We start from the raw sequence: 26,384 nt of genomic DNA on the forward strand, positions 1-26,384 counted from the left end.
ACCCCCAGCTTCAGCTGGGAGGCACGAGCACACACCACTGGGTACATACAGGCGGACGACAATTACACTATTCCACAACGTCAGTGGGGGGGGGGCGCCCATTTCTCCTGCCGGCAAGGTCGTTCTCTTTACCTGCGACCACGCTCCCCGTGTTTGCGCGAAAGGCGTGAAGCAGAACGGTTCTCACTTTCGGGACGCGGACCCACAATGATGACGAATTCACGTTTTTTTCCCTCCGCCGCGAATCGCGTATACAGCGCATGAAGTGTACCGCGGGCAACGAGTTGTGAGGGAAGCGTGAGATCACAAGCGATGCACGCCTCGCGTGTGGGTCCCAATTGCGTCCGCATATCCTCGAGCACCTGTGTCAAACGGTAAGGAGCATCCAGAAACACCAACGGTATCGTCATACTGCGGAGCTTTGCCAGCTCATCCCTCCGAAGCGATTTTTTGGGGGAGAGGAAACCATAGAAGAGAAATCGCTGCGCATTGAAGCCGGAAACAGCCAAAGCCGCTGTCAGGGAATCGGGGCCCGGGACGACATCCACGACTATTCCAGCATCGAGAGCGGCAGAGACGAGGCTGCTTCCGGGATCAGCGAACACCGGCATGCCGCAATCCGAGATGAGGGCGACTGTTTTTCCACCCCGCAATTCTTCCAAAACCTCCTCCGCCGCGTCTCTCTCGGTGTGCTCGTTGACTTCGATGAGATCTTTCAACATTCCGTGTCGCGACAACAGGCGACGCGCAACCGGAGCTTCTTCGCAAGCGATGAGATCAGCATCGCGAAGCGCCGTCACAGCGCGGGGAGAAATGTCCTCCGCATGCCCGATGGGAGTACCCACAATCACAAGGATGCCGCTCATCGCCTCTCCAGCTTGCGCTCACGTTCGATGAGTATCGCTTCGGCGAGCAGAAGATCCTCCGGTTCGGTGATTTTCAGATTACTCGCGGAACCCGCTACGACGTGAACCTGCACCCCGATGCGTTCGAGTAACGACACATCGTCCGTTGCCGCGAAATCGTCGCGGATCGCAGCGGTGAACGCCTCACGAAACACACCGGCACGCGCACCCTGCGGCGTCTGTGCCTGCCAAATCATCGCGCGGTCCACCGTTTCGCTGATCACACCAGCTTCGACGCGCTTTAGTGTATCCCGCGCAGGTATGGCCAGGACGGCCGCACCATGTCGTGCGACGGCGTCAACAACACCTGCGATGTGGTTTCGCTTCACACAGGGACGGGCAGCATCGTGGACGAGGACGATTTCCCTGTCATTTTCCACGGCGGAAAGGGCTTTCTCGACGGAGTCCTGTCGGCGTTCCCCGCCCAGTACGATGTCAATGTTCGCACGCCAGCTGCGATTTCCGAGCACCGCGCGGATCTTTTCTCTGTCGTCCGTTGCGATGATGATGCGTCGGCATTCCTCAATCGCGTCGAAGGCCACAAGAGTATGAAACAGAACGGGGGCCCCTGCAACTTGCAGGTATTGCTTCGGCGCATCGGATTTCATTCTGCTTCCGCTGCCGGCAGCAGGAATACAGACAGTAAATCGGTGCATGATTCAATTCTCTCCGTCGGTGAAATGTGCAGATAGTCGTGATTGTCAAGGATGGCGCAGCGATATGCGTGTATGCACTCCCGACTCGCCGCCACGGCACAATACTGCCGGAGCGCATAATAACACAGGCGAAGCCGAGACTCCGCCTGTCATGTTCTGCGTCACTGCGATATCAGATGATCATCATCGCATCGCCGTAACTGAACAGTCGATACTTATCCTTCACTGCCTTTTTATATGCCTTCATCATGAGGTCGTAATCCGAAAAGGCGGCGACCATCATGAGCAAGGTGGACTTCGGCATGTGGAAATTGGTGATCAGTTTATCCGTGATCTTGAAATCGTAGGGCGGATAAATGAATTTGTCCGTCCATCCGCGGGCGGGTGAAAGCTGCCGCATGGTAGTAACACTCGATTCCAGAGCACGGACGGTACTGGTGCCGACAACGACGATGCTTTTCTTTGCGTCTTTTGCCTTGTTTACCGCGGAGCAGGCTTCAGGCGGAATTTCGTAATACTCGGAGTCCATCTTATGCTTCGTCAAGTCTTCAACTTCCACGGGACGGAAGGTGCCGTGCCCGATATGCAACAGGACAGAGGTAATGGAGACACCTTTTTTCTTCATTTTTCCGAGCAGCCGCTTCGTGAAATGAAGTCCGGCCGTGGGGGCGGCCACCGCGCCGACCTGGCGGGCGTACACTGTCTGATAATGCTCCTTGTCGGCTTCTTCCGGCTCCCGTTTGATGTACGGAGGCAGCGGTGTCTGGCCGACGATATCGATGAGCTTGAACAAATCGCCCTGATAGTTGAAGCGCACGGTGCGTCCGCGAGACGTGGTGTTGTCGATGACCTCGCACATGAGCTTGTCGGAGAAATAGATTTTGTTTCCGATGCGCACCTTACGGGCAGGGTCCACGATCACGTCCCAGAGGCGCTCATCCTTACTCAACTCACGAAGGAGGAAGACCTCGATTTTGGCGTTGGTCTTTTCCTTCCTGCCGATCAGCCGCGCGGGAAATACTTTCGTGTCGTTGAGAACGAGGCAGTCGCCTTTCTTGAAATACTCATGAATATCGGAAAAAAGCCGGTGCTCAATATCGCCGGTGCTGCGATGCACCACCATGAGTCGCGATTGGTCGCGTTCCTCGACGGGGTACTTGGCGATGAGTCCCTTGGGAAATGCGTAGTCGAAATCGGAAAGTTTCATAAAATCCAGACCTGGATAAATGTATGATAATCAGGCGCGGGTCGTCCGGAGTACCATTCTTCCGGAAAAAACGCCATTTTTTGCGCTTTGCCGCCGCGTTCGACAAAATACGGAAAAAAAGAAGGGAAATCAACCGGATGTTGCATCTGAGCTGGAAAAACCCATATTTTACACGGTTATGGCTTCGGGAGGGCATCGTTTTTTACCCGGGTCTGCGGTATTTCCTCCATTCCACCGCCGCCGCTTCCGCGCTGCCGGCGCGAAAGTGACGCGGAGGGATAATTACCGTCGTTGCGGCCATGGACCCTGCCGTACGGAGCGGATCGAAAGGACGCTACAGGCAAAGAGCAAACCGCACCCATTCCGGGCCTCCGGCGCCGTCTCGCCCTCCGTTCTCTTCCCGGCTCATTGCCGCCATGCCCCATCCGATCTCCGGGACCATGAAGCACGAAGCGTCCTCCCGCTGATGGAAAAACACGGATCTTTCTTATCTTTCAGGACGGACCGGTCTGCTTTCATGCCGTCCATCCATCGTATCAGACACAGCACATTCGGAGAGCGACATGATTACTCCCCAGCTCCTTGCACCGCACAGCATTGTCGTCGTGGGAGCATCGAACGACATTCACAAACCCGGCGGGAAGGTACTGAAAAACATCATCGACGGAGGTTTCGCGGGCAACCTGTACGTGGTGAATCCGAAAGAGGCGGAAGTTCAAGGCATCAGGAGTTTTCAGCACCCCGGGGATCTGCCGCAGGTCGATCTCGCCGTTATCGCCATCGCCGCGAAATTCACACTCGCCACGGTCGAGACCTTGGCAAATGAAAAAGGGACAAAAGCATTTGTTATTCTCTCCGCCGGCTTCAGCGAGGAAGGCGACGAGGGCCGTGCGCTCGAACGCGCCATCGTGGACGTCGTCACCAGGGCCGGCGCCTCACTGATCGGTCCCAATTGCGTCGGGATTCTTACTCCCGCGCATCACAGCATTTTTACCGAACCCATCCCGATGCTGGATGCGAAGGGCGTGGATTTCATCACCGGATCCGGCGCCACTGCATGCTTCATTCTCGAAGCGGGGATCCCGAAAGGACTGACGTTCGCAAGCGTATTCTCCGTCGGCAACAGCGCTCAACTCGGCGTGGAAGAGATTCTCGCGTATTTGGACGAAAGCTTCGATCCCGCGACCAGTTCCCGCGTCAAAATGCTCTACGTCGAAACCATCGCCAAACCGCAGAAGCTGCTGCGGCACGCACGCTCCCTCATTGCCAAAGGCTGCCGTATCGCCGCGATCAAGGCGGGCTCCTCCGAAGCCGGTAGTCGCGCGGCCTCGTCCCACACCGGCGCGCTTGCCAGTCCGGACGTGGCGGTGGACGCGCTTTTCCGCAAGGCGGGCATTGTCCGTTGCTACGGTCGTGAAGACCTCATCGCCGTCGCATCCGTGTTCATGCACCCGGAACTTCGAGGAAAAAACATCGCCATCATCACTCATGCGGGTGGGCCGGCCGTCATGCTCACGGACGCGCTGTCCAATGGCGGACTGAACATCCCGCATATCGAGGGTACCGCCGCGCTCGAGCTGCTCTCGCAACTGTATCCGGGATCTTCCGTCGCCAATCCTATCGACTTCCTCGCCACGGGTACCGCCGCGCAACTCGGCACCATCATCGATTACGTGGATCAACGCTTCGACGAGATCGACGCCATGGTGGTTATTTTCGGGACGCCGGGCCTCACGCGCATCTTCGATGTGTATGAAGTGTTGCATGAAAAAATGCGCAGCTGTCGCAAGCCGATATTCCCTGTCCTCCCGAGCACACTTACCGCGCGCGAAGAAGTTGCGGATTTCCTCGCAAAGGGTCACCTGAATTTTCCCGACGAGGTCACACTCGGCAACGCGCTCGCGCGCGTGTATTCCACGCGCAAGCCGACGGAAGAATCACTCGTTCCTGCTGTCGATCACGCAGCGATACGCGATGTCATTGCATCGTGCGACGACGGCTACATCGCACCCGACGCCATTCAGAGGCTTCTCGATGCGGCGGGTATTCCTCGCGCGGGCGAAGCGGTGGCAAGTACGGCGGACGGCGCCGCCGCGGCCGCTTCAACGCTCGGTTACCCGGTGGTCATGAAAGTCGTCGGGCCGGTGCACAAATCCGACGTAGGCGGCGTGGTACTCAATGTGCAGGACGAAGCGCGCGTTCGCACCGAATTCGATCGCATGATGCGCATCCCGGATACCACCGCAGTGCTGCTCCAGCCCATGCTGAGTGGTATCGAACTGTTCGCCGGTGCGAAAAAGGAAGGCGGCTTCGGGCATCTCGTCCTCTGCGGACTTGGCGGAATTTTCATCGAAGTATTGAAAGACGTGCAGGCCGGTCTCGCGCCATTGAGTTCCGAAGAAGCGCTTGGAATGATCCGGCAGCTCAAGGGCTATAGAATCCTGCAGGGCGTGCGCGGACAGGCGGGCGTGAACGAAGCAGCCTTCGCGGAAGTGGTCAGCCGGCTTTCCGCATTGCTTGAGGCCGCACCGGAAATCATGGAACTCGATCTCAACCCGCTGCTCGGCACGCCGAAGGGTGTCACCGCGGTCGATGCGCGGATACGCATCGAGCGCTGATCCGCCGTGCGCTCGGTCCTGCGGCGGAGCGTCGGCAGCGTACCATGTGTTGCAGGTATCAGACGGATCGTGCCCGCGTGCCGTACTCAGACGAATCCGCGCGGGGTGGATCCTGCGGGCGGGAAGGTGCCGCCTCCTTCATTGCGGGTGACACAGGAATAGAATATCCGTATTACTCAGGCATTGGTGACGCGTATGCACAATCGGAGACGCATCGAAGAACTCAGGGCGCTCCTGACGGCAGAGTTTCCTCTGCGGGAACTCTTCGTTGACACCGGTACGCAACTTTTCACCCTTTTCACCGCAGAGGATATTGAAGCGCTGATCAGCAACGTATCGGCGGATGAATTCAACAAAGACGAGCGCCTGCCCTACTGGGCCGAACTCTGGCACAGCGCCGTGGCTCTGGCCGCGGTCCTGAACGAAGCGCAGATGCTTCCGGACAAGGCGCATGTGATGGAAATAGGCTGCGGTCTCGGATTGCCCGGACTTGTCGCGGCGCAGCGGGGCGCGCAGGTCACCTTCTCGGATTATGATCGCTTCGCTCTGTGGGCTGCGGAACTGAATCTGCGGAGCAATCTGCCGGGTGTCGAGGCGGAGTTTCTCGAACTGGACTTTCGCCAACCGCCGTCGCGGCAGTGGCCTCTGATTCTGGCTGCGGATGTGATCTATGAGAAACGCTTCGTCGAACCCCTCGCGGCATTTCTTGACGCGACGCTGACGCACGATGGCCAGGTTTTACTGGCGGAACCCAACCGCCTGATCGCCGTACCGTTTTTCGAGACGCTTACCGCGCGGGGTTTCCGCTACGAGCGCCAGTCGCGCTTCCCGAATCTGCATGGACGCACCGCCGAGGTAAGCGTGTACACGATACAACGACGGGCGTGAAGCCTGCAAACGGAGGACGTCGTCGGGATTTTCGCGGCCTTCCCTTGGAGGCACTACGAGACGGCGGGAAGTCTTTGCGGGACGCCGAGACGCTCCGCGCTGGTCGGCACGTCCACGCATGATGCCGCCCTTACTGATCGGCGAGCCACTCGCGCATGTACTTGCGGCGGAGGGGATCAATCTTCCATCCGTCGCGGCATTTGAGCGCTGTACGGAACGCCGCCGCCGCATCCTGTTTTCTGTCGGCCGCGATGTAGGTGAGACCCAGCTCGAAATGATGCCGGAGGACGCCAGGGCCCTCGGCGATGGCCGCACGGAAATGCGTTATGGATTTGTCCAGACTTCCATCAGGCATGCCGCCGAGAAACACATTTGCCAGTTGACGCTCTACCCACCCAACCGTGGCCACCTCGCGATGCCAGGTGCCGTAGATGGTGTTTGCCATCTGGTTCCGCGGATTGATGCGCAACGCTTCGTCCAATTCGTCGCGGATGCGGTTGGCAAGGCGCACTTTCTCCTTGCCGCCGACAAACATTCCTATGCTGCCGTAGGCCGCCGCGAGCGATGCGCGCGCGAAGGAATTGCGCTTGTCGTTTCGTACCGCGGCCTCCGCGTAGTCAATGGATTTTCGGTACAGACGTTCCTTCGCCGCATCGTCCGTCGCGGCATCGCCGTCGTTGATCGTGTAGTAGGAGAGGCGCCAGAGAACCTCGGCGTTGGAAGGATTGCCGTTTCGCAAGTCCTCGACGATCTGTCGAGCCGCGGAGTACTTTCCCTGATCGAAGTAGTTGTCCGCCTGGGCGAGCTGCTCGCTCAGCGCATCGCGCACGGTGCGCGAGGCATTGCCGGGCTCGCGCAGAACGGTGGCAAGGACAAGGGCGGTGATGAACAGGCCAGGCAGGAACCATCGCAGGGTCCGGGTGAGAGGTCCAGGGTGAGATGACATACGCTGTTGGTCTCCTTGTTGCTTTGTCCCGATCAAGCGGTGCCACGGGATAACGGACACTGCTTCATCCGCCGATTAGCGAATGATGCGCATTTCACATGAGAACAGTGTGACGAGAGCATGAGTTTTGTGTTGAGTCCATTTCGTCCGCTTCTCCCGTTCCTGACTTCGAACGTTCTCTGCATGGACAAAACGCTGTTGCCTGCAGAAAAAGTGCCTTCATGGCACAAAAAGAAATTTGCACTTTCCGGCTTCGCTGCGAAAGGCAAAATTTCGTCGTTGATCCTGCACTACCCTGCCATGATGTCGGAGCGACCCTCGTCCCGTTATGTATCGGATGCAGCGTTGTGTATGTTGCATGACTGTCGCGTTGCGGAGACGGTTGTCGGGAGGAGAGGACGCTTCCCGCGGAGCGATACCTTGAAGCGCTGGATTTTCCCGAAGAAATATACGGCACATTTTTTGCTGTCATTCTCGTTTTCCTATTTCCGGTAGATGCCCATGTTCACTCGTTTCTTTTCCCTCCTCGCCGTGCTCATGCTCTCCATCGTTACTCCTCAACTTCTTGCGCAGCATCGCGTGAGCGGACGCGTCAGCGATGCAGTGAGCGGCGAAGCCCTGCAATTCGCCAACATTTGGGTGGAGCAAATCCAGAGCGGCACAACAACGGATAAAGCCGGCCGCTTCGTTTTACCACTGGCACCCGGGCAGCACGTGCTCGTGGTGAGCTACATCGGTTACAAAAGTCGGAGGCAGCGGGTGAGCATACCCGGAGATACGGAGATCAACATCACCCTGCAGCCCTCCGCCATTGAATTGCCCGAAGTCACCATCACTCCCGGCGACAATCCCGCACTGCGTATCATCCGCAAAGCGATTGAAATGAAGGAGGTGCAGAAGGCGAAGCTGCGTAATTACAGTTTGACCTCGCATTCCAAGCTGCTCATTCGCGTGTCCGGTTTTGCGTTGGGCGGCGCAAGCGCCTCGGGTGAGGGTGAGAGCACGACGGTCACCATCGGCGGGAACACCGATACGGCAGACCCGGACAGTACAGACAGCGCCGACAGCAGCGCCACGATAAAGCGTGATCCGCGCCTTCCCGTTATTCTCGAGACACAGACGGACGCGTACTGGGCGGCACCGAATCGCTACAAAGAGGTCGTCACCGCGCGCAAGCAAAGCGCCTTCATTCCGGCGCAGGGCAACATTCTCGTCAGCGCGTTTTTCATCATCGATTTTTCAAAAGATGAGCTGAACCTCAGTGACAAGGCGCCGGTGATTGGTCCCATCTCCGAGGCGGGATTGCGGCACTACTACTATCGGCTGGCTGGTACGACCTTTATTGACAGCACGAAAATCTATCAGATCGAGATATCGCCGCTGAGCGACAGCGATCCTTTGCTGCGCGGTACGATATACATCGCCGATGAGAGCTATATGCTGTCCATGGTGGATGTGCAGCTCAACGACGCCGCTTTACCGACGTTGCTGGACACCATGGCGTTTCGTCAGAATTTTCGTTTCGTGGACGGGGAGTTCTGGATGCCGGCGGATGTGATCGTCATGGCATCGGCACAGATACCGGTCGTGAATATCGGACTCCAGGTGGAGGGCTTTTCGGTGCTGCAGGATTACCGCATCAATCAGGAGATCAATGAAGCGTTTTTCGACAGAACCCGTATCAAGGTGCTGAAGGAGGCGGACGAGCGGGATTCGTTGTACTGGGTGGAGACCCGGAAAATTCCGACGAGTGACGAGGAGGAGCGCGCGTATCTTGTTTCCGATTCCATAAAAATAGCTCTGGACTCCACGAAATACGCGGTGACGTTCGGTTCGATATTGAGCGGCGGCGTCACCGGCGCGGAGAATGTCGAATTCCGCTATCCCGGCCTTGTCTCGCTGTATCAATTCAATCGCATCGAGGGGCATGCGCTGTCCGGTGAATTCGGATTCTCCTTCAACTCCTTCCCGCTTCGCGGCATACGGGCCGGAGCCGGCTACGGTTTTTCCGACGAGCGCCTGAAGTACAACCTCGGGGCTTCCTTCCGTGTGTTTTCATCGCCCGCGCTGACCTTCGGAGCATCGCGGTATTACGCGCTCGATTATATCGACAGCGAGGGGGATCCGAATACGGCGGGTCTCATGACAATGCTCTCCTGGTTCGGGAAATACGACTACCGCGACTTTTTCTATCGTGACGGCTGGGCGTCCTGGCTGCGCTATGACCCTTTCCTGCTCTTCCCCATGCGCATCACGATTTCGCGGGACGGGTATTACAACGCGATGAAGAACAGCGAATGGAGTCTGTTCAATCGCGACCGCAGCTATCGGGACAATCCGCCCGTCAACGAGGGTCGTATCACCAGCGTAAGCGGACGAATGAGTCTTGACATGCGCGACATGCTGGACAATGCCGGAGAGCTTTCGCGTATCGGACGACGGAATCACATCCCGACCGTCGGCGTCGGCTTTCACCGCATCGAAATGCACAGCGGCGATTGGGATGTCACAGCGCTGTATGCGGGTCTGAACGGCGCGTTCGATCTCGGCGTGTACGGCGTTTTGTCCTACAATCTTGCCGCCGACCGCGCCAACGCGGCCCTGCCGACGCAGTTGCTGTACAATCTCCGTGGCGGTATTCAATATCTGGCCGCGACCACGGGATTCCGGACGCTGGGTTTCCGGGAATTCGGCGGTGACACGCGAGCGGTGGGAAGCTTCAGCTATGATTTTCGGGACTGGTTGTTCCGCTGGCTGCGTGTGCCGCTGCTGCGCGACAGCGGGTTTGGTCTGGAGCTGTTCGCCACGGGCGGTTGGACGACCATGCGCGCGGAGACGGCCGTCTTGCAAACCGTGACACCCGCCGAAGCGAAACTGCCATTCTGGGAAGCCGGTTTCGGCATTGACAACATCCTCAGCATATTCCGCGTGGATATGGCCTGGCGCCTGAATCATGCGCGCGAGGGGAGAAATTTCTTCATTGGCCTGGGCGGAGGGATACTGTTCTGATATGGTGGAGAGAAACGCCGTTCGACTCAAGCAATGTACCTGAGAATGCTTTCGATCTTCCGGCAGGCCGTACCCAATTTCGATCAAATCGCGCAAATCTGAGCCGCATGCGTGTGCTCCCGTTTCCTGATTGGGACATGCGACTCTTCCGAAACCGCGTAACGAGGATGCACCGCGGATTTGTGTTGCGGAAGATTCATATTTCCCGTATTCTGCTTTTTGCCTTGTTCCGCATTTTCTGTACTTGTCGCAGGTACGCCCATGCATCGCTGCTACGTCTTTCTGTTGCCGCTTCTGATGCTGACGCAAGCATTGGTGGCGCAACCATCGCTGGAAATCAAGAGCCTGGAAGTGAATTATCCGAAAGTCCGGGTGTACTTCAAGGTGGGATGCAACGGCGTCAACCGCAACGATTTTCAGAAACAGCAATTCGAGCTGTATGAAAACGGCAAGCTGATGACGGCGGCGACGCTGCATTGCTTCGATGAACCGGACTGCTGTGTGTCGGCGGTGCTGGTACTGGACCGATCGGGCAGCATGCTCGGGCAGCGCTTCATCAACATGCGCACGGGTGCAAGCAGCTTCGTCAATGAAATGAATCCCGATGGCAAGCCCTGCGACGAAGCAGCGATTGTAAGTTTCGCCAACGATGTACGCCTCGATGTGCCTATGACCTCGGACAAAGGCGCACTGCTGGCCGGCATCAACAATATCGTGCCCGTAGGGGGAACGGCCATGTGGGACGGTGTGGCGGCGGCAATTCAGGAGCTGCTGCGCTCTGCCAAAAATAGTTGCCGCGCGGTGATCGTGCTCTCCGATGGCGGCGATAACGGGAGCAAGGTGCACAACCTGAACTCGGTCGTACAGATGGCGCTGCGGGATTCCATTCGCGTCTTCACCATCGGACTGGGCTCTGCCGCCGACAAGAATCTTCCCGCTCTCGCCAGCCGTACGGGAGGGAAGCATTATCAGAGCGCCACCGGAGCAGATCTCGCGGAAATTTACTCGGCGATCCGTACCGGCATCATCGGCTGGAGCTTCCCCTGGTGCTATCTCGAATACGAAACCGGCTGTCCCGACGGCACCGAGCGCACGGTGGAGCTGAAGCTGAAGAATTACTGCGGCGGCACGGTCTCGCAAACCGTGCGCTACATAGCGCCGTATCTTCCCGAGAAATTCCAGAAAGTCACGTTGCGAGTCGGCGACGCTGAAGCGCAGGCACGTTCGGAGGTGTTGCTGCCGGTGTACCTGGATACGCCGGTCAGTGGAATGTTCGGCAAATCCTATGTCAGCATTTTTTATGACGAGAATCTTCTGGAATTACTGGAAGTCACGGCAGGGCCTCTTCTGGCCGGCAAAGCGTTTTCCTATCAAAAAAGCAACAGTACGATTTTCATACGTCTTGAGGAGGATGTCGAACTCAACACCTCGGGCGGTGTGCTCTATTATCTTCGCTTTCGTACCGCCGATCCGCCATCCACCGTCCGCACGCCGGTACAGATCGTGCACTGGAGTTTCGAGAAGTATTGCCTCGAACCTGTCACACGGGACGGTTCCGTGCTGATCCGTGCGCGCGTGGTGTTTCTGTCCTGCAGCACATCCGGCCCTGTCACCCTGCGTTGGAATGCGCAGACCGGGGGATATGAACCCACGAGTTTCGACATCTCCATAAGCGTCATCAACACCGGCAACAAGGAAGTCGAGGATGTGCGCGTGACGCTCATGGCCGAAGCGGGACGCATCAAGCTCATCAACCCAGTGGAATTCACACAGTCCGCGTCACCGTCCACCATCCCGCCTTCCGGCTCCGCCTCCGCGTCATGGAGAGTGGAAATCGCGAGTTACAAGGATTTGCGGAATTTTCCCATCCGTTTCCGCATCATGGTGAATGACGTGCTGTACGACGAATGCGAGTTGCTGGTATCTTTCGATTCGCTGCGCGACGATTTCATGCACTGCGATGTGCAGGCACCGGATGTGCTGCGGTGGAATGTGCGTGACCGGCGTTATGAGGGCAATCCCTTCCCCGTTATCGTCAACGCGTACAATGGCGCGAATATTCCCGCGCAGAACGTGCGTGTGACGCTGACCACCGATCCCGCCGCCATTCGGCTCGTCGCCCCGACGCAGACCACGCAGGCAATGACGCCCGACACCATCCCTCCAGGTCGGCAAGGCAGCGCGCAGTGGACGCTGGAAGCCGTGGGAAGTGATATCCCCCGTGTCGTGACCCTGCACATGAAAATCGAAGCCGACAATCTGCCGACCGTGGAATGCGAGCGCATTCTCCGCATCGAAGCGGGAGTGTATCCGCTGCTGAGCTGCTCCGTCACCATGCCGGATTCCGTCAACTGGAACGAACAGCGCAAGAGCTACGAACCCAATCCCTTCGACATCACCGTGACCGTGCCCAATGTGGGCAGCACCGATGCGGAAAATGTGCGCGCCACGCTGGTCTATGATCCGCGCGTGCTCCGTTTGCTCACTCCCGCGGTGGCGCAGCAGACGCTGACGCCAGCATCCATTCCCCGCGGCGGTTACGGCACGGCAGTGTGGACGGTGGAAGCGCTGCAGCAACAAAGGGCGACGGCTGTGAACATCAGTGTGATGGTGGAAGCGGACAATCACGCGCCGATTAACTGCTTCGGACGCATCGAGGTGGATTCGGCGCTCACTACCGGCATCGCCTGCGAGCTCAGCGCGCCGGATACGGTGTACTTCCGCGATCAATACTACGAGCCGGAGGAGTTTGCCATAGGCGTGCGTGTGCGCAACACCGGCAGCGCTGCAACTCGCGACGTAAGGGCCCAATTGTTGCAGGACACGCGCTTTACCATTCTCTCGTCAGGATCGCAGCTGCTTGCCGACGTGTTACCGCCGGGCGCGGATGCCTCGGGTGACTTTCGCGTACGCATACATGCGCGCGACACGGACGGCTACGACACGGTGTGGGTCAACATTCAGGGCGACGATACCGATCCGGTCTGGTGCTACCATCCGATATGGGTGCAGCGCGTGCGCATGCCGCGTTTCGATCTCCGTTGCGAGATGGAAAGCGACGGGCCGGTATTCGATCCCACACGTAACGACTACATCCCGAATCCGCTCACTTTCAGCACCACGGCATTGAACACGGGTGAGACCTGGGCAGAGGACTGTCAGATCATGCTGGTCGGACAGACACTGCTGACACCCGTCGGCAGCACCCTGCGCGATATCGGCACCATGCTGGTGAACGACGAGCGGCGCGACACGTGGAGTGTGCGCGTATTGCCGCGTGCGCAGGCGGGCTGGGATACGCTCACCTTTCAGGTGCTGGGCCGTGGTGGTCTCGGTCGGCAGATCGTCGTCGCCGAATGCCGCCTCCCCGTATTCGTGCCCGCGACGCGGGAGTCCGCCTACACTGTGAGCTGCGAAGCACCGGACACGCTGTACTTCGTCGACGGCGGTTACATCCCCGATCCTTTTGTGTTCACCGCGCGCGTTCGCAACAGCGGCAGCAGCACGGGGCGTAACCTGCGCGTGCGTCTGGAACTGCCGGCTGGCGTATTGCCAGCGGCGGGTGAGACTCTTGACCGCGTATTTCCCGCGCTCGGCGCAGATGAGGAGGTGGCGTTCACCTGGAATTTGCATGCCGAGCGTCGTCCGCACGACGGGGATTACGATATGTGCGTGCGCGTCATAGACGCTGTCGGGGCTTCGGGCAGTTGCTGCACCCCGGTGCGTATCTGGCGCAGCTCCGACGCCGACCTGAGTGTGCAGTGCCTGGCTGTGGATACGCTGTTCGTTGACGAGGCGCGCGGCGAGTACGTCGGCAATCCCTTCGAGGTCAAGGTCTTTGTCCGGAGTACTGGCAGCGAGATGGCGCGGGACGTGCGCGCGACGCTGATCGTGCCGGGGCATCTTGCCGCTGTTCTCGACCCGGTGACGCACAGCTTCGGCGATTTGGCGGACACTGCGCCCGTCGCGCACAGTTGGCGCGTGCAGGCGCTACGCCAGCCGATTGGTGCGGATATGCCGTTGCGTATCGAAGTGGTGGGCGCGAATGTTTTGCCAACGCGCGACACGCACTGCGCGGTGCATCTTATGGCCAATCCCGAACCTGCGCTTCTGGCGCAATGCAGCATCGAACCTTCGGACACGCTGTACTTCGACGAGACGACCGGCACATTTACCGTCCCGGAGGTGCGTCTGACGATGCGCATTCGCAATAACGGCGCGGCCGGCGCGGCGGAGGTTCGCGCCTACGCGCTCGCTCCGGAAGCGATGACGCTGCTCCCGGGCGAAAGCGCGATCAAACCGCTGCCGTCGGTCTCCCTGGCTCCGGGGGGATCGGACAGCATCAGTTGGCGTTTCCGGCCGATATTCAATGAAAGCTCCGGTTGGCGCGAGTTCCGCGCGGTAGTGAGCTGCGCGAACGGCTCGTCGGTTGAATGCGTGACGCGCCTCTATGTGCAGGGCGCGCGGCGGCAGGTGACGCTCGCTTTCCCCGAGTACTCGGTACTACGTTATCGTGAGAAGCAACTCATTCCTCTCATGATCAGCCGCACGGTTGTGGCGAAGCTGTCCGAATACACGATACGCATTGCCTTCGATCCGGCGCTGCTGCGCGTCAACGGTCTCAGCACGCAGGGCACGCTCACCGGCAGGGGCTGGGTGGGCGCGGGACTGCGCTCGCGAGGCGAGGGTGTGCTGGAGGTGTACGATTACACCACGGTGGCGCCGCTTGCGACTGAGGACGGCGTACTCTTCCTGTTGCAGGTGGAGGGCATGCTCGACAGGAATTGGGGCTCGGGCAGTTTCGGCGAAACCGCCATACGCATCGACACGGCACACACGCGTCTGAACCGCGGCGCGATTTCGTACGAGGCCGTCGACGGACGCGTTATCGTCACCGACGCCTGCCTCGAGCCGCTGATGGCTCCGGAAGGTTACACACTCGGGCAGAACCGGCCCAATCCCTTCAATCCCTCGACAGTCATAGAATACACATTGCCTGAGACAGGGCACATACGTTTGCGCGTGTTCGACCGACACGGCCGGGATGTGCGTACGCTGGTGGATGAAGTACGCGACGCCGGCAGACATGAAATCACCCTGGATGCATCGGATATGCCTTCGGGTATGTACTTCTATCGCCTCGAGCACGCACGTGGCGTGGAGATGAAGAAAATGGTGCTGCTGCGGTAGAGGGTTTCGCGAAATAAAGTGCTTGTTCAAGCACCCATGCTCTTGACATTGGTGTGAATATTTTGCACGTTGCTGTGAGCAGATCTGGACTTTGTGCGCGGGTATTCGTCCATTCGCGCGTGCGCATGCCTGTCTCGTGGGGTCTACGGCGCTATCCAGCTGCCTGGTAAAAAAAGGAAATAATAGTCGTAATAGTACCTGTATGTGACGGAATCGCCAAAATCCGAGGTGTGTCATGAAAAAGTACTTCATTGCCGTTTGTATCGTGTGTATGCTGGCTCCGTTGTTGCGGAGCCAGGCGTTCGCCGATGATGTCAGCTTGAACGCCGGGGTCCGGCTCGCCTCGGCTCCTTCTCTCGTCGTGACGTGCGAGACCGTCGACACACTTTTTGTTGATCCGCGCGGCGATCAATACCTCGGCAGTCCCTTCGTCATGAAAGTGACAATCACGAATACCGGTTCCGAGGCAGTCAGCGAGGTTGAAGCGTCGTTGCTCCTCCTTAGCCCGGCGCTACGAGCGGCTGGACAGCTCTCGAAGGAAATCGGATTAATCGAACCACAGACCTCCAGAGAGGTGCTATGGGAGATTATGGCGGTTCCTCAGCAAACTGCTATTGATGCCGACATCCTCGTCCTCGTTTCATCCGCAAATCACCCGACGATCGAGTGTCAATCCCGTGTGCATCTTACCGCGCTTCCGCTGCCGGAACTGGATGTGCGATGCAGCGTCGAGCCGTCCGATACGCTTCGCTACAATGAACGAACAGGCCGCTTCGAGCTATCGGAGCTTCGTATGAAAGCATCGGTGCTGAACATGGGGGATGGTACCGCCCGACGGGTACGGGCCACGCTGTTGCTGCCGGAGTTCATGGTACTCGCCGAAAAGGAAAGCGCCATTAAAAATGTGCTTCCGTCCGATCTGGATAAAGATCAGACAGGGAGCGTGGTCTGGAACGTCGAGCCCATGAGAGTGATCGGGCATCCGGGATGGATCGAATTTGAGGTGCTCGTCGTTCCGGAAAACGGCTCTCCGGTGAAGTGCAAACATAAGGTGTACCTTCAGCCCGTCAGCCGCCATGTTCTGTTGGCGATGCCGGAGAACAGCATACTCCGACATGGGGTGGAGAGCATCATTTCGATACGCATCGAAGGCGCCGAAGGACTGGACTTGTCGAAGTATGACTTGAACATCAAGTACGATCCCGGTCTGCTGCGCGTCAAGGGCATTGAGACCGCCGGCACGCTCACGGCGGACGGCTGGTCCACGAAGTTGAGCGTGAGCGGCGTGGGATCTCCGTTGAGCTTCGGCGACAGCACCATCACCATCCTGGCGCAGGGTCCCGCGATCGTCGCCGATGAAGGCGTGCTGCTGAACCTCCGTGTCGAAGGCATATTGTACAGCCAGCACGGCGCGGGAAGCTTCCGCTACTCGAGACTGAAAATGGACACCGTGCGCTCCTTGCTCGAGCATGGCTGGATATCGTTCTCTGCTGTCGACGGCGGCGTGTATGTCACCGACGATTGCCTCGAACCCTTGACGCTGAATCCCGCCTGGCAGCTTCGACAGAACCGGCCGAATCCCTTCAATCCGACGACCGTGATAGAGTACCGCCTTTCCGAAGCGAGCCATGTGCTGCTTGGTGTGTATGACGTTCATGGCAGACTGCTTCGCACGCTGGTGGACGAACTTCGGAATGCCGGCAGCCATGAATTGACCTTCGACGCTTCGGATTTGCCCTCGGGTATGTATTTCTACCGCCTCGAACACGCCCGAGGAGTGGAGATGAAAAAGATGCTGCTGCTGCGGTAGACGATCCGCGCAATGTGTGTCCGCATCGTAATGCGCATGCGCACTGATACAGGTACACGGATTGCACATATGGTCACGGATGCTCGATGACGGAAAGGTTTGAAGGAGCGAAGTGGATTTTTCTTCGTCACAGACCTCGAAAGAATCCTCCTCGTTGATCCGACTTCGATCCGCGCAATCCGTGCGGGCATTCCATACAGCTTATCGTTTGCACGTGCATTTCTCCACGGGATTGGAGATATTATCATGATGCGTCCCACTTGAGATGGTTTAATCATGAAAGCACCGCAGCGCAGCACGCAGAGGGAAAGCAATTCACGAACCGGGTCCATTGTCCTGTACGTCGGTATCGGTGTCGCCGCATTGGCAGCGCTCTATGTTGCCGGAGTGTTTGATGCGACACCGGGGAACGGCAGAAATAGCGAAGCGCGCCAGGTGGCGAGCACCTACAAACCCAGCGATCCCTGGCTGCAACGGGCCTATTCCATCGATGCGCTCTTCCACAAGGTATACACCGCGGGATGGGAAGGTGCCAACGGAGCTATAGGTGACGCACACCTCTTTGCCGTCACGGGCGACAGTGCGCTCTACCGCTTCCATCACGAAGTGCATCCCATGAAAGATCTTTTCAACGGGACTTGGGTGGACGATCGCGCCTGGGCCGCCCTTGCGGAGATGTACTGGTGGGATTTCACCGGCAGAAAAAACAAAACCCTTGTCGAGAATGCGGAGGTCCGCTATGTCGAAGCTCGTATGCAGGGCCGCATGTCCAGGCACGAGGGGTACTGGAGTTGGTACAACTGGCCGCCCGACTCCGACGTACGCGATCAGATTTTCACCAACAGCAATATGAATCAGATGGTCACCGTCGCCTGCTGGCTGTATGAGGCCACTGGCAAGCGTGAGTATCTCGACGATGCACTGAAAATCTGGAATGGCGACGGCGGCACGCCCGGAATCGAGAAAATGCTCTACAAGGGCAACGGCCGCTGGGAGGGCGCACGGGGGCCGGCGGCTTTCGGGAAACAGCTTCCCTGGGAAGGCGCATCGTACTGCAGTATCGGCGCCGCGTTGTATAAAGTAACCAAGGACAAGAAGTACAAAGATGCGGCAGTAGCCACCGCACGTCGCATCATGGACCCCGCCACGGGCTGGGTGGATCCCGAACATTTTTACCAGCTACAGATGGACGGGAACGGTGCTTTTGTGCATTTCGTTTTGGATGCGTACATGATCGCGCCGGACGAGCTCCCGGACATTCCGGAAAAAATAGGCAAAATGCTCGAGCACGTGTGGACGAATCATCACGGCAAAGCACGCGTCACCCTGCATCGCACAGCCGATCATGGCATACGCAACGGTTGGAATCCCAACGGCGGTGAAGACGGCTACGGCGTGGACGAGGTCGGCACCGTACACGCGCAATCGCAGGCCGTCCGCGCGTTCGGCGTGTATTGCTACGTGCGACACAAGTTTCCGGATGCTGTGAAGTAGAATCGAGAATCGTGAACCAGAGAAATTACAGAATGAGCTGAAATGACAGAAAATGAGAAACGAGAATCGTGAACCAGAGAAATTACAGAATGAGCTGAAATGACAGAAAATGAGAAACGAGAATCGTGAACCAGAGAAATTACAGAATGAGCAGAAATGACAGAAAACGAGAATCGTGAATCGTGAACCAGAGAAATTACTGAATGAGCAGAAATGACAGAAAACGAGAATCGAGAATCGTGAACCAGAGAAATTACTGAATGAGCTGAAATGACAGAAAACGAGAATCGAGAATCGTGAACCACAGAAATGACAGAATGAGCAGAAATGACAGAAAACGAGAATCGTGAATCGTGAACCACAGAAATGACAGAATGAGCAGAAATGACAGAAAACGAGAAACGGGAATCGTGAACCACAGAAATTACAGAATGAGCAGAAATGACAGAAAACGAGAATCGTGAATCGGGAATTGTTAACCGGTCCGCCTAGGCGGAGGGCATCGAAAAGTGCGAAATGGTGATGGTGCGGGAATTGTGAAAGCCTTGGGCTCACGATCACGCATGTCATCCTTCTCACTTTCTCACCCCTTTATGAGCTCCCTTCAGGCTTCAGGCGTCTTCAAATTGTAAGTCGTACTTCGTAAATCGAAAGTGGATACATTCACACAAATCACACTTGGTGCCGCGGTCGGACAGGCCGTCGGGCACCGCGACATCGGTAACAAAGCGATTCTCTGGGGTGCGTTCGGTGGACTGCTCCCGGATCTCGACATGCTCTTTCTTCCGCTGCTCGATCCCGTCACGCAGCTCTCCTGGCATCGGGGGATTTCCCATGGGATTCTTCTGATTCTGCTGCTGACACCATTGCTCGGTTGGGTGATGCACAAGGTACATGGCGGCCTCGTGAGTATGGGGAAGGGAGCGCTGCTGGTGTTTCTCGCCCTGTCGACGCATGTGCTGCTGGATTGCTTTACCGTGTACGGCACCGGTGTTTTCGAACCTTTCTCCGATGTCCGTCTCGCGTGGAACAATCTCTTCATCATCGATCCGCTGTACACGCTTCCGCTTCTGATAGGCGTTATTGCGTCGATGTTCCCCGGCGAGGTGCGGGCAAAGCTGTTCCGTAACGCAGCGGGCATCATCATCAGCAGCGGATATATCATCGTGACGCTGGCGCTGAAATTCGGGACCATGCCCGCCTTCACCCGCTCGCTGGAAGAGCAGAACATCAACTATACGCGCATCACTACCGCACCGACCGCTCTCAATTGTCTTCTGTGGCGTGCCGTAGCAGAGGACGCCGGCGGATATTGGATCGGGTATTACTCGGTATTCGATGGCGACGGAGCGGTGAAGTTCTGGCGCGTGCCGCGCAATGAGCAGCTGCTGGCGGGGCTCGAAAACGAACGCGCCGTGAAAAAACTGAAATGGTTCTCCGATGGCTGGTACAGCGTGTCGCGGGATGAGCGGGGACTGCGCTTCCATGATTTGCGCTTCGGGGAGTTCGATGCCGCCAAGCCCGAGAACAGCTTCGGCCTTGGTAATCCTGTCAACCTGCACTATGTCTTTACATTTCGCCTTCCTGAAGCCCCCCCCGGCTCGCCGGACCGCTACACCGTGCGTCAGGAGGAATTTGTCATGCCGGACGTGGGCCGAACTATGGACCTGCTTTGGACGCGGCTGAAAGGTATTCGACCCTCCACCAGCAGGAGCAGCAATGGATCCCCTCACTCTTTCAACGAGTAGCCCTGCGGCGGCAGGTATCCGAAGAAGAAGCACATACGAGAGCACTACATGGGCACTTCCATATTCAGCAGAATCATCGCACGCGACATACCGGCGGATATCTTGTATGAGGACGAGCACGTCGTTGCCTTCCATGACATCGCGCCACAGGCCCCTGTGCATGTGCTGATAGTCCCTCGCGAGGAAATCAGCAGCATTGCCGCGTTGAACCACGGCCACCAAAATCTTGTTGGACACATGGTGTTGACCGCACAGCAGGTCGCCCGCGACTTGGGTCTCGACTCCGGTTATCGCCTCGTGATGAATTGCGGTGACGATGGCGGTCAGACCGTCTGGCATCTGCATCTTCACCTGCTCGGCGGACGACCCATGCACTGGCCTCCGGGCTGATTTCTTTCATTTTATCATTCGGGACAGATCATGTCACGCTACACACGGCACTTGTTCATTTGTGAAAATCTCCGCGACGAGGGACATCCCCGCGGCAGCTGCGCGCGAGGCAATTCCGAGCAACTTCGACTCAAATTCAATGAAGAACTGAAAAAGCGCGGCATGCTCCCTACCCACCGCGCGAATAAAAGCGGCTGCCTCGACGCCTGCGAATTCGGTCCGTCCATCGTCGTGTACCCCGACGGCGTCTGGTACGGCGGTGTGACTCTCGACGACGTGGAGGAAATCGTGGAATCGCATCTGGTCAACGGCAATCCGGTGGAGCGGCTGCGCATCAAAGACGCACGGTACGAATAGGGCTTTGACCGGCGGTCGGTATCGGGAGCCGTCGGGAGTGTTTTTTACCGGTGCTATCGTATTTTTTCATACCACCGCGAACGATTGTACAAAAATGAGCAGTACATCCGACATCCGATGGAAGCAGCGCTTCGCAAACTTCCAAAAAGCAATGGTACGGCTCTCAGATGCCTGTGACCGGGAGGAGTATTCCGAGCTTGAGCGCAGCGGTCTCGTTCAGACGTTCGAATTTTCGTTCGAACTCGCATGGAATACATTGAAAGATGTACTGAGCTACGAAGGATTCGAAACAAGAACGCCGAGGGAAGCGATACGTACGTCCTTCACCGCCGGCTACCTCAACGAAACGGAGGCCGCGGCGGCTCTGGATGCACTCGAAAAGCAGAATTTGTTGAGCCACAGCTACCATGAGGCAACGGCGACAGAAGCTGTGGACCTTATAAAACATCGGTACGCGCCCATGTTGCTGGCCTTGCTGCGGAGGCTGGACGAAAAGCTGGAACGCGAATGAACGACGGCCTCACCGATGCGGTTCGGGACAGCATTCGTTCGATACTCTCCTCCCATCCGGGTGTAGAGAAAGCGGTCGTGTTCGGTTCAAGAGCGATGGGCTCACACGTGCCCGAATCCGATATTGATATCTGTCTTTTCGGTACCACTCTCACCCTGACCGATCAGGTGAGTCTGGCTGCGGTGATGGATGCTCTTCCCATACCGCAGAAAGTGGACTTGCTTCGGTATCACACAATCTCCAACAGGGAACTGATCGAACACATTGACCGCGTGGGGATGCTGCTTTATCACAGAAGTACAATATACTCCCGCTGAACATGGGCAATGGGATTGCCGCATTTTCGTCACCGACCGGCAGGCGACGGGTCGCGCATCGTCTTTGGTGGAAGGGCATGTCGGATTGCCTTGAGAGGGATGGGGACGACAGCGTAGATTGGCAGAATGAACATCCGTCGCTCTTTTGCCGATGGAAACCGCGCCAAAGGGAGAACGCTGCGAACGGAAAAGGGAAAGATACAAAACAGGGAACCCCCATCATCCGGAGACGCACACCATGCCATTCCAGTATATCACCGTCAAAGGCGATGTGTATCACCTCACGCAAAGTTTCAATGCACGGGGTACCAGGCTCTATCATCTGGTGAAGAACAAGAAAGGTCCTTATCTGGATGCAATGCCCGAAGGGTACGAGATTTTTGAAGATCCGAACGGCACTGTCACACTGCGAAAAGACGGCCCGAAACTGATCAGCGACGAGGAATTGCAGCTTGTCATAGACGGGATGCAGCGGTATTCCGCGCAGCCGAAATTCCTCTGCGACAGACACAAGAAAACTATCACGATTTATACCTGTTTCGAGATGGATGCGGCATTTCTTGCGAAGCGCTTGAAACTTGGTCCCGTCGAGACGCTCCTGCTCGAATCACGATATCGGGAATTTCAACCGTTTTATGATCCCGAGATGTGCTTCGCGCTTGTGCATTCGAAGGAGAGACTGTTCTCACCGCAACGGCTCTTCATCAACAGTCGGTTGCATGGTATGAGGACGATCGGGGACTCCGATACCCTGGAGAACCTGATCCCACGCTATTTACGGATACTTACGAAGCATTCCGCAATCGAAGCCAGAACCTGAACCATCCCTCCGGAATCTGACGCTGAAAGCAGGACAGACCGCGGGTCCCCGCTGATCGCTGCTTTCGCGGGGCAGTGACGATTACCCGAGCATACATCCGTAATTCTTATTCTTTCGCCGTTCAGAGCTGCGCGCCCGCATCGTGCGCTTTTCGTTTCTCATTGTGCACGTGCACGAGCATGTTCAGTACTTCTCTGACGGCACCTTCGCCGCCGCGGAAGCGTGAGACGAAATGCGCGGCCATTTTCGCCGAGGAATGCGCATTTGCCGGTGCGGCGGCGAAGCCCACCTGACGCAGTACGGGGATGTCGAAGACCCCGTCTCCCATGAAGGCTATCTGCTCGTCGGTGAGTTCGTAGAGCTGTTTGAAATCCTCGTACGACTCGCCCTTGTCGTACACACCGTGGTAGATATCGTGAATATTCAACTCCTTCGCGCGCTGTATCACCAGTTCGGAGGTCCCGCCCGTGATGATGCCGAAGTGTACACCGACAGCCTGTGCGGCGCGGATGCTGTCGGTATCCATCATGGTGAAGACCTTATGCTGTAATCCGTCCGGTGTGAGACGAATGGCGCTGTCGGTCAGGACGCCGTCCACATCGAGAAGGAAGGCCTTGATGCGCAGAAGGCGTTCGGCGATCTGCGGATTGATACGATGCTGTGCGTGCGAGGAATGCATGTGCTTACATATTGATCGGTGAGGAACGGAGCACTGTGTCTATAGCCAGAACGCGCGTGAGCAGCAACTCCAGCGCATCCATGCGCAACTGGCTCCCCGCGTCACTTTTCGCGCGGGGGGGATCGGGATGGACTTCGAGAAAAAGCGCATCGATACCGACGGCAGCGGCCGCCGAAGCGAGGGGAAGAATGTATTCGGGCCTGCCCGCAGAGCTGCCACCTTGAGCCGGAATTTGTACCGCATGTGTGGCGTCCATGACCACGGGATAGCCGAGCGAACGCATGATGACGAGGCCGCGCATATCCACCACGAGATCGTGATAGCCGAAACTCGTTCCACGCTCACACAGCAGGATGTTCTCATTGCCTGTGGAACGCACTTTATCCGCCGCGTGTCGCATGTCGTCGGGAGCCATGAACTGGCCTTTCTTGATATTCACCGCCTTGCCGCTTTGTCCGGCCACCAGCAGCAGATGCGTCTGCCGGCTCAGGAATGCGGGTATCTGCAGCATATCCGCCACCGCTGCGGCGGCATGCACATCCTCTTCGGTATGAACATCCGTGACGATGGGGAGCCCCGACTCGGTGCGTGCTTCGTCGAGCAGGCGCAGTGCCTCGTCGCGGCCCAGGCCGGTGAAGGCATCGATACTGGTGCGATTGGCTTTCTCGAAAGACGATTTGAACACCGCAGGCATGCCGAGGCGCGCGGCAACCTCCGCGACATGTGCGGCTGTGCGCAGCAGCATCTCGCGATCTTCCACGACGCAGGGGCCTGCGATGAGAAGCAACGGTGCACCGCCGCCGGCAGGGATAGAAGCGATGTGTGCCTGATTCATCTGCTCGCGCTCCCTTCGATTCCCGCTTCGAGGCGGGCGGTGCGGTCCGCGATTTTAAGACGCTCGATCACATCATCCAGGGCGCCATTGATGATGTCTGAAAGATTGTACATCGTCAAACCGATGCGGTGATCCGTAAAGCGGTTTTGCGGAAAGTTGTAGGTGCGGATCTTATCCGACCTGTCACCGCTGCCGACCATGGATTTGCGCGCGGCGGTGATTTCCGCTGTTTGTTCGCCCAGCCGTCGTTCGTAGAGACGTGCGCGGAGTACCTTGAGGGCTTTCTGTCTGTTCTTCAATTGCGATCGCTCGTCCTGACAAGTGACGACGATGCCGGTGGGAAGATGCGTCATGCGTACCGCTGTCTCCACCTTGTTGACGTTCTGACCGCCCTTGCCGCCTGACCGGTAGATGTCGATTTTCAGATCATTCTCGTCGATGTCCACCTCCACATCTTCGACTTCCGGCAGCACCGCCACCGACGCCGCGCTGGTATGGACGCGTCCCTGTGCTTCCGTCTCCGGCACGCGCTGCACGCGATGCACACCGCTCTCGAATTTCATGGTACCGTACACGTCGTCGCCGGAAAGGGAAAAGGTGACTTCCTTAATACCTCCCGCTGCGGCTTCGCTCACGGAAATCAGCTCCTGACGAAACCCTCTGGTCTCGGCGTAGCGTGTGTACATGCGGTACAGATCGCCGGCAAACAGCGCAGCTTCCTCGCCGCCTGTTCCGGCGCGGATTTCCACGATGACGTCCCTGCTGTCGTTCGGATCCTTGGGGATAAGAAGAATCTTCAGTTCCTGTTCGCAGACGTCGAGTTCCTTTTCGAGGTCTTCGAGTTCCTCAGCGGCAAGGACGCGCAGTTCCTCGTCGCTTTCGGTCTGAATAATATCGCGATGTCCCTCCACATCGCTGCGGAGACGGCGGTAACGCAGGTAGCACTCTACGAGCGGCTCCAACTGCCGACGCTCTTTCGCGAGGCGTCGGAAAAGATTCTGGTCTGTGGCAACTTCAGGACGGGCCAATTCGAAGCCCAGTTCTTCGAAACGGGCGACGGTGGCTTCAAGCTTGTCAAACATCGGTATGGGATTCTTCAAGTAGCATAATCTCTGAAATATAGGAAAATTCCATTTTCCAGACGGGGGGAAAATTATCCCCCCAAGTATTACGCCCATCTTTCTGCTCCAGCCACTTGCGCACACTGTTGCTTTTTCCTACATTTCCATGGATGCATACGAATAAAGGAACCCCAATGAAAAAACTTTCTACTATAGCTGCCCTGTTTCTCGCGTTTGCTGTTCTGCCCGTGCTTGCGGGTGCTCAGACGTTTTCCGTGTCCGCGGAGTCGGCGAACGTGTCGGGTAAACCGAACGACTATCTCTCCGGCTACATCAGCGTGACGAATACCACGAATCAGAATCTTCCCCTTCGTGTCGCCATCACTTCAAAGCAGAATCTCCCGACGGATTGGCAGACGCAGATTTGCTTCTTCCTCAACTGTTTCCCCCCGGCCGTGGAGAGCGTGGAAGGCGTTCTGCAGCCCAATGAGACAGATATCCTCGATTTGACCTTTATGACGGGTGAAACGCAGGGTACCGCTGTCGTACAGGTGACGGTAACCAACATGAACAATCTCTCGGATTTTAAGGTGCTCACCTATACCGCGACCGCCTCGTTGTCGAGTTCGAGTCCCGCACCAGGTTCCTTCTCGTTTGCACTCGCACAGAATTACCCGAACCCGTTTTCGAGCAGCAAGTCCTCCATGACCACGATCGGTTACACCTTGCCGAACGCCGGACACGCGGTCATGAAGATCTACAATCTGCTCGGGAAGGAAATCCGCACGATTGTGAATGAGTCACGCCCCGCCGGTCGTTCCACCGCCGTATGGGATGGACGTGACAATACCGGACGTATTGTCCCCGCCGGTGTGTACATGTACAAGTTGAGCTCAGGCAGTCAGAGCTTTTCGAGGCGACTGAGTCTGACACGATAAGCAGT

The 26,384-nt window shown here is 57.5% G+C and carries 20 protein-coding genes; 13 read left to right on the plus strand and 7 right to left on the minus strand.

Annotated features, from left to right (window positions below; genetic code table 11):
* Positions 1-128: 128 nt before the first annotated feature.
* From rsmI to queA, 3 genes are all read right to left on the minus strand, one after another.
* Positions 129-866, minus strand: a complete 738-nt coding sequence (gene rsmI / locus M5R41_15355; protein ID MCZ7557774.1) for a 16S rRNA (cytidine(1402)-2'-O)-methyltransferase — start codon at positions 864-866, stop codon at positions 129-131.
* Positions 863-1,561: a 2-C-methyl-D-erythritol 4-phosphate cytidylyltransferase gene (ispD, locus tag M5R41_15360; GenBank protein ID MCZ7557775.1), complete on the minus strand. Its 699-nt coding sequence runs from the start codon at positions 1,559-1,561 to the stop codon at positions 863-865. The genes rsmI and ispD overlap by 4 nt, the downstream gene beginning before the upstream one ends.
* Before the next feature lie 172 nt (positions 1,562-1,733).
* Positions 1,734-2,768, minus strand: a complete 1,035-nt coding sequence (gene queA, locus M5R41_15365) for a tRNA preQ1(34) S-adenosylmethionine ribosyltransferase-isomerase QueA (protein MCZ7557776.1) — start codon at positions 2,766-2,768, stop codon at positions 1,734-1,736.
* A 563-nt stretch (positions 2,769-3,331) separates the two neighbouring features.
* Here queA and M5R41_15370 point away from each other — a divergent pair.
* Positions 3,332-5,386 carry an acetate--CoA ligase family protein gene (locus M5R41_15370; GenBank protein ID MCZ7557777.1) on the plus strand — a complete coding sequence of 685 codons (2,055 nt, stop codon included), beginning with the start codon at positions 3,332-3,334 and terminating at the stop codon, positions 5,384-5,386.
* A 195-nt stretch (positions 5,387-5,581) separates the two neighbouring features.
* Positions 5,582-6,274, plus strand: a complete 693-nt coding sequence (locus M5R41_15375; GenBank protein ID MCZ7557778.1) for a methyltransferase — start codon at positions 5,582-5,584, stop codon at positions 6,272-6,274.
* Between the two features lie 130 nt (positions 6,275-6,404).
* Here the strand turns inward: M5R41_15375 and M5R41_15380 are convergent, their stop codons facing one another.
* Positions 6,405-7,220: a hypothetical protein gene (locus tag M5R41_15380; GenBank protein MCZ7557779.1), complete on the minus strand. Its 816-nt coding sequence runs from the start codon at positions 7,218-7,220 to the stop codon at positions 6,405-6,407.
* Positions 7,221-7,721: 501 nt separating this feature from the next.
* Between M5R41_15380 and M5R41_15385 the strand changes: the two genes are divergently transcribed.
* The 10 genes from M5R41_15385 to M5R41_15430 all read left to right on the plus strand — a co-directional run bounded on the left by M5R41_15385 (position 7,722) and on the right by M5R41_15430 (position 22,866).
* Positions 7,722-10,229 (plus strand): DUF5686 and carboxypeptidase regulatory-like domain-containing protein, encoded by a 2,508-nt coding sequence (locus tag M5R41_15385; protein ID MCZ7557780.1) that lies wholly within the window; start codon positions 7,722-7,724, stop codon positions 10,227-10,229.
* A 261-nt stretch (positions 10,230-10,490) separates the two neighbouring features.
* On the plus strand, positions 10,491-15,419 hold the full coding sequence (locus M5R41_15390) for a VWA domain-containing protein (protein ID MCZ7557781.1): 4,929 nt from the start codon (positions 10,491-10,493) through the stop codon (positions 15,417-15,419).
* A gap of 235 nt (positions 15,420-15,654) precedes the next feature.
* Positions 15,655-17,229 carry a T9SS type A sorting domain-containing protein gene (locus M5R41_15395; protein MCZ7557782.1) on the plus strand — a complete coding sequence of 525 codons (1,575 nt, stop codon included), beginning with the start codon at positions 15,655-15,657 and terminating at the stop codon, positions 17,227-17,229.
* A 276-nt stretch (positions 17,230-17,505) separates the two neighbouring features.
* Complete coding sequence (locus M5R41_15400) at positions 17,506-18,723, plus strand: hypothetical protein (GenBank protein ID MCZ7557783.1); 1,218 nt, start codon at positions 17,506-17,508, stop codon at positions 18,721-18,723.
* 653 nt (positions 18,724-19,376) lie between these two features.
* Positions 19,377-20,471 carry a metal-dependent hydrolase gene (locus M5R41_15405; protein ID MCZ7557784.1) on the plus strand — a complete coding sequence of 365 codons (1,095 nt, stop codon included), beginning with the start codon at positions 19,377-19,379 and terminating at the stop codon, positions 20,469-20,471.
* A gap of 48 nt (positions 20,472-20,519) precedes the next feature.
* A complete protein-coding gene (locus M5R41_15410) occupies positions 20,520-20,861 on the plus strand; it encodes a histidine triad nucleotide-binding protein (protein MCZ7557785.1) in 342 nt (113 codons plus the stop codon).
* 30 nt (positions 20,862-20,891) lie between these two features.
* A complete protein-coding gene (locus M5R41_15415; GenBank protein ID MCZ7557786.1) occupies positions 20,892-21,218 on the plus strand; it encodes a (2Fe-2S) ferredoxin domain-containing protein in 327 nt (108 codons plus the stop codon).
* A gap of 94 nt (positions 21,219-21,312) precedes the next feature.
* Positions 21,313-21,729 carry a nucleotidyltransferase substrate binding protein gene (locus M5R41_15420; protein MCZ7557787.1) on the plus strand — a complete coding sequence of 139 codons (417 nt, stop codon included), beginning with the start codon at positions 21,313-21,315 and terminating at the stop codon, positions 21,727-21,729.
* Positions 21,726-22,046: a nucleotidyltransferase domain-containing protein gene (locus M5R41_15425; protein MCZ7557788.1), complete on the plus strand. Its 321-nt coding sequence runs from the start codon at positions 21,726-21,728 to the stop codon at positions 22,044-22,046. Before M5R41_15420 ends, M5R41_15425 begins: the two co-directional genes overlap by 4 nt.
* A 238-nt stretch (positions 22,047-22,284) precedes the next feature.
* Positions 22,285-22,866 (plus strand): hypothetical protein, encoded by a 582-nt coding sequence (locus tag M5R41_15430; protein MCZ7557789.1) that lies wholly within the window; start codon positions 22,285-22,287, stop codon positions 22,864-22,866.
* A gap of 121 nt (positions 22,867-22,987) precedes the next feature.
* Here M5R41_15430 and M5R41_15435 read toward each other — a convergent pair whose 3' ends face one another.
* The 3 genes from M5R41_15435 to prfA are packed head-to-tail and all read right to left on the minus strand — an operon-like array spanning position 22,988 to position 25,462.
* A complete protein-coding gene (locus M5R41_15435; GenBank protein MCZ7557790.1) occupies positions 22,988-23,545 on the minus strand; it encodes an HAD hydrolase family protein in 558 nt (185 codons plus the stop codon).
* Positions 23,546-23,549: 4 nt separating this feature from the next.
* Complete coding sequence (kdsA, locus tag M5R41_15440; protein ID MCZ7557791.1) at positions 23,550-24,380, minus strand: 3-deoxy-8-phosphooctulonate synthase; 831 nt, start codon at positions 24,378-24,380, stop codon at positions 23,550-23,552.
* Positions 24,377-25,462 (minus strand): peptide chain release factor 1, encoded by a 1,086-nt coding sequence (gene prfA / locus M5R41_15445; protein ID MCZ7557792.1) that lies wholly within the window; start codon positions 25,460-25,462, stop codon positions 24,377-24,379. The genes kdsA and prfA overlap by 4 nt, the downstream gene beginning before the upstream one ends.
* A 173-nt stretch (positions 25,463-25,635) precedes the next feature.
* On the opposite strand from prfA, the gene M5R41_15450 reads away from it, so the two are divergent.
* Entirely contained in the window at positions 25,636-26,379 is a 744-nt protein-coding gene (locus M5R41_15450) for a T9SS type A sorting domain-containing protein (GenBank protein MCZ7557793.1), read from the plus strand.
* Positions 26,380-26,384 lie beyond the last annotated feature (5 nt).

Source organism: Bacteroidia bacterium, from assembly GCA_027493955.1.
Classification (GTDB): domain Bacteria; phylum Bacteroidota; class Ignavibacteria; order SZUA-365; family SZUA-365; genus JAOSJT01.

What these genes read in the sequence shown, in the direction of transcription:
- rsmI (MCZ7557774.1), bottom strand. Translation starts at nt 866, where the DNA reads ATGAGCGGCATCCTTGTGATTGTGGGTACTCCCATCGGGCATGCGGAG.
- ispD (MCZ7557775.1), bottom strand. Translation starts at nt 1,561, where the DNA reads ATGCACCGATTTACTGTCTGTATTCCTGCTGCCGGCAGCGGAAGCAGA.
- queA (MCZ7557776.1), bottom strand. Translation starts at nt 2,768, where the DNA reads ATGAAACTTTCCGATTTCGACTACGCATTTCCCAAGGGACTCATCGCC.
- M5R41_15370 (MCZ7557777.1), top strand. Translation starts at nt 3,332, where the DNA reads ATGATTACTCCCCAGCTCCTTGCACCGCACAGCATTGTCGTCGTGGGA.
- M5R41_15375 (MCZ7557778.1), top strand. Translation starts at nt 5,582, where the DNA reads ATGCACAATCGGAGACGCATCGAAGAACTCAGGGCGCTCCTGACGGCA.
- M5R41_15380 (MCZ7557779.1), bottom strand. Translation starts at nt 7,220, where the DNA reads ATGTCATCTCACCCTGGACCTCTCACCCGGACCCTGCGATGGTTCCTG.
- M5R41_15385 (MCZ7557780.1), top strand. Translation starts at nt 7,722, where the DNA reads ATGTTCACTCGTTTCTTTTCCCTCCTCGCCGTGCTCATGCTCTCCATC.
- M5R41_15390 (MCZ7557781.1), top strand. Translation starts at nt 10,491, where the DNA reads ATGCATCGCTGCTACGTCTTTCTGTTGCCGCTTCTGATGCTGACGCAA.
- M5R41_15395 (MCZ7557782.1), top strand. Translation starts at nt 15,655, where the DNA reads ATGAAAAAGTACTTCATTGCCGTTTGTATCGTGTGTATGCTGGCTCCG.
- M5R41_15400 (MCZ7557783.1), top strand. Translation starts at nt 17,506, where the DNA reads ATGAAAGCACCGCAGCGCAGCACGCAGAGGGAAAGCAATTCACGAACC.
- M5R41_15410 (MCZ7557785.1), top strand. Translation starts at nt 20,520, where the DNA reads ATGGGCACTTCCATATTCAGCAGAATCATCGCACGCGACATACCGGCG.
- M5R41_15415 (MCZ7557786.1), top strand. Translation starts at nt 20,892, where the DNA reads ATGTCACGCTACACACGGCACTTGTTCATTTGTGAAAATCTCCGCGAC.
- M5R41_15420 (MCZ7557787.1), top strand. Translation starts at nt 21,313, where the DNA reads ATGAGCAGTACATCCGACATCCGATGGAAGCAGCGCTTCGCAAACTTC.
- M5R41_15425 (MCZ7557788.1), top strand. Translation starts at nt 21,726, where the DNA reads ATGAACGACGGCCTCACCGATGCGGTTCGGGACAGCATTCGTTCGATA.
- M5R41_15430 (MCZ7557789.1), top strand. Translation starts at nt 22,285, where the DNA reads ATGCCATTCCAGTATATCACCGTCAAAGGCGATGTGTATCACCTCACG.
- M5R41_15435 (MCZ7557790.1), bottom strand. Translation starts at nt 23,545, where the DNA reads ATGCATTCCTCGCACGCACAGCATCGTATCAATCCGCAGATCGCCGAA.
- kdsA (MCZ7557791.1), bottom strand. Translation starts at nt 24,380, where the DNA reads ATGAATCAGGCACACATCGCTTCTATCCCTGCCGGCGGCGGTGCACCG.
- prfA (MCZ7557792.1), bottom strand. Translation starts at nt 25,462, where the DNA reads ATGTTTGACAAGCTTGAAGCCACCGTCGCCCGTTTCGAAGAACTGGGC.
- M5R41_15450 (MCZ7557793.1), top strand. Translation starts at nt 25,636, where the DNA reads ATGAAAAAACTTTCTACTATAGCTGCCCTGTTTCTCGCGTTTGCTGTT.